Below are 3,012 nucleotides of genomic sequence, written 5' to 3' on the forward strand. Positions count from 1 at the left end.
GTCAGAGGGTGAGTCAGACCGGCCGGGTGACCCGCTCCCACATCATCACTGTCAGGGGGTGGGCTCGACGCTGGGCGTACCGGCGTCCGGCGTGGTGTCGGCCGACGGCGGCTCGTACGGCAGGGCGCTGCCCTTGACGTACTCGTCCCAGCTCATGTTCCAGTCGGTCCAGCCGTTGCCGTTCTGGAGCTTGCGCTCGGTGCCCTTCACGGTGATCGGGTCACCGATGCGGGTGTTGGCGAACAGCCAGTTCCCTTCCTTCATCGAGACGTTGACGCAGCCGTGTGACACGTTCGTGCGGCCCTGCACGCCCTCGGACCAGGGCGCGGCGTGGATGAACTCGCCGCCCCAGGTGAGCCGCTGGGCGTAGTCGATCTCGGTGCGGTAGCCCTCCTCCGGGCCCAGCTCCTCCATGGTGTCGAAGACCGTGTGCCGGAGCTTCTCGATCACCACCATGGTGCCGCTGGAGGACGGGGTGCTCTTCTTGCCCAGGCTCACCGGGATGGTCTTGACCACCTTGCCGTCGCGGGTGACGGTCATCCGCTTGGTGCGGTTGTCGACTGTCATCACGAACGACGGACCGATCTTGACGTCGACGCTGAGGTCGGCCCGGCCGTACCAGCCGCCGCCCAGCGGCAGCCCGCCCGCCTGCACCTTGTAGCTGACCGTGCTGTTGGCCTTCCAGAACGTCTTCGGCCGGTAGCGCACCTCGGTCGGGCTCACCCAGTGCCAGATGCCCTCCTGGGCCGGCTTCGAGGTGACTGTCATCCGGCGCTGGATGTCGTCGCGGTAGTCCTCCGGGATGGCCCGGCCGAATTTCACGATCAGCGGCATGCCGACACCCACCACCTGGTTGTCGCCCAGGAAGCTGGTGACCCGGATCTGCTTGGCCGGCTTCGCCATCGTGGTGAACGTGCTGGTGGCGGTGGCGGGCTTGCCGTCGTCGCCGGTCGCGGTGACGGTCGCCGTGTACGTCTGCCCGTACTCCAGGGCCGCTGACGGCAGCCAGCTCCCGCCGTCCGCCGCGAGCGTGCCGTCGACGACCTTGCCGGCGGCGTCCTTCAGCTCGACTGTGGTCTCCTGCGCCTCCTTCGTGGTGAAGGTGACGGCGGTGGACGCCGGTACGTCCTTGGCGTCGGCGGCGGGCTCACTGATGGTGGCCGCCGCCTTCGGGGCCTTCTCGCCGCCGTCGCCGCCGCCCTGCCAGCTCGACGGCTTGTCGCCGCCGCCGCTGGTGCAGGCGGTCAGGGCCATCGCGGCGGCGAGCAGCCCGGCTGCCAGCGCACGGCGGCGGCCGACGCGTCGGGCGCTCGCGCCCCGGATCGGTTCGTCCTGGCCAGCTCGCATGACTCCCTCACAAGGTGATGCCGTTCCCCGTCGTCTCAGGTCAGACGCGCCGGAGCGGGTACGCGTTGCCGGACGTGAAACGGAACACCCCGCACGGGTGTAACGATTCCACTGGCGTCCGGCGCTTCGTCGGAGGTGGCGTGTCCGACCACGTTACGCCGGTCAGAACGGTGCCGGCTGCCCGCCCTGCGGAACCGGCAGCGCGCTGCCGGCGACGAACTGCGACCAGCTCATGCTCCACGCCGTCCAGCCGTTGCCGGGGGCCAGGCGGCGCTCGGTGCCCTTCACCGTGATCGGGTCGCCCACCATCGTCTTGCCGAACAGCCACCGGCCGTTGGCCATCGACACGTTGACGCAGCCGTGCGAGACGTTGCGGCGCCCCTGCACGCCCTCGGACCAGGGCGCGGCATGGATGTACTCGCCGCCCCAGGTGATCCGCTGGGCGAAGTCGATCTCGGTGACGTAGCGGTTGGCCGGGTCCGGCTCGCTGCGGGTGTCGAAGACGGTGGACTCCTTCTTCTCCATCACCACCATCGTGCCGCTGGAGGAGGGGGTGCTCTTCTTGCCCAGACTGACCGGCAGCGTACGGATCACCGCGCCGTTCTCGGAGACCGTCATCTGCTTGGTCGCGTTGTCCACGGTCATCTCGAACGCGCGGCCGATCTTGGCGGTGGCGCTGCGGTCGATGTTGCCGTACCGGCCGTTGCTCAGCGGGATCCCGGCCAGCGCCAGCCGGACCGTGATCGTGGTGCCGGTCTTCCAGTACTCCGGGGCCCGGTAGTACGCCTGCGTACCGTTGTCGACCCAGTGCCAGGCGCCGGGCTGCGGCGGGTCGGTCTGCACGAACATCCGCTTCTGCACCGCGGCGCGGTCCTTCTTCGGGATGCCCGGGGAGAACTCGGCGACCACCGGCATGGCCACGCCGTACGTCTTGCCGCTGAACATGTAGAGGCCGGAGCCGATCATCGACTTGGGCTTGGCCATCGTGGTGAACGTGCTGGTGCCCTGGTAGGTCTGGCCGTCCTTGCCGGCGCCGGTGACCGTGGCGGTGTACTTGGTGCCGTACTTCAGCGCTGCCGACGGCACCCAGCTGGAGCCGTCGCGCCGCATCCGCCCGGCGACGTTCGTCCCGTCGGCGGCGGCGAGCACCACCTTCGACACGGTGCCGCCACCGGGGATGCGGGCGCTGATCTCGGTGCTGACCGGCCGGGCGTTCGCGCCGTCGGCCGGGCTCACCGTCAGCGGCGGCGCGGCGGCGCTGTCGCTGGGTGCGACGCTCGGGTCGGGTGCGGAGGACGAGACGCCGCCCACCTGCTGCTGACCGGGCACGAACTCCGGCTTCTTCCCCTCGTCGCCGCCGCCGCACCCGGTCAGTGCCAGCGACGCCGTCAGGACCAGGGCGCCCACCGTCGCCCCGGCCCGCGCGAACCTGCCCATGCCCACCCCTGTCCTCGCATGCCTGGCGGACATCGTGCCGTATCGACGCTCACACGCCCGCCCCCGCGCCGGAACAGATGACCGTTTTGGTCGCTTTCGCCGGTTAAGCTCGTCCGAAGGGTGGACCCCGGTATCGGATTGGAACCCGCCTCGGCGGGCGTGCTAATCTTCTTCCCGTTGTCAGCGAGCGCCGCTAGCTCAACTGGCAGAGCAGCGGACTCTTAATCC

The 3,012-nt window shown here is 69.8% G+C and carries 2 protein-coding genes; both read right to left on the reverse strand.

What is annotated here, in order from left to right; translation table 11 throughout:
• Window positions 1-51 precede the first annotated feature (51 nt).
• Window positions 52-1,347 (reverse strand): Ig-like domain-containing protein, encoded by a 1,296-nt coding sequence (locus OC439_RS28255; protein WP_262016086.1) that lies wholly within the window; start codon window positions 1,345-1,347, stop codon window positions 52-54.
• Window positions 1,348-1,509: 162 nt separating this feature from the next.
• The gene (locus OC439_RS28260; protein WP_262016087.1) at window positions 1,510-2,784 is read right to left on the reverse strand and encodes an Ig-like domain-containing protein; all 1,275 of its coding nucleotides are present in this window, start codon (window positions 2,782-2,784) and stop codon (window positions 1,510-1,512) included.
• Window positions 2,785-3,012 lie beyond the last annotated feature (228 nt).

This window comes from Micromonospora sp. Mcm103 (assembly GCF_024519755.1).
GTDB lineage: Bacteria > Actinomycetota > Actinomycetes > Mycobacteriales > Micromonosporaceae > Micromonospora > Micromonospora aurantiaca.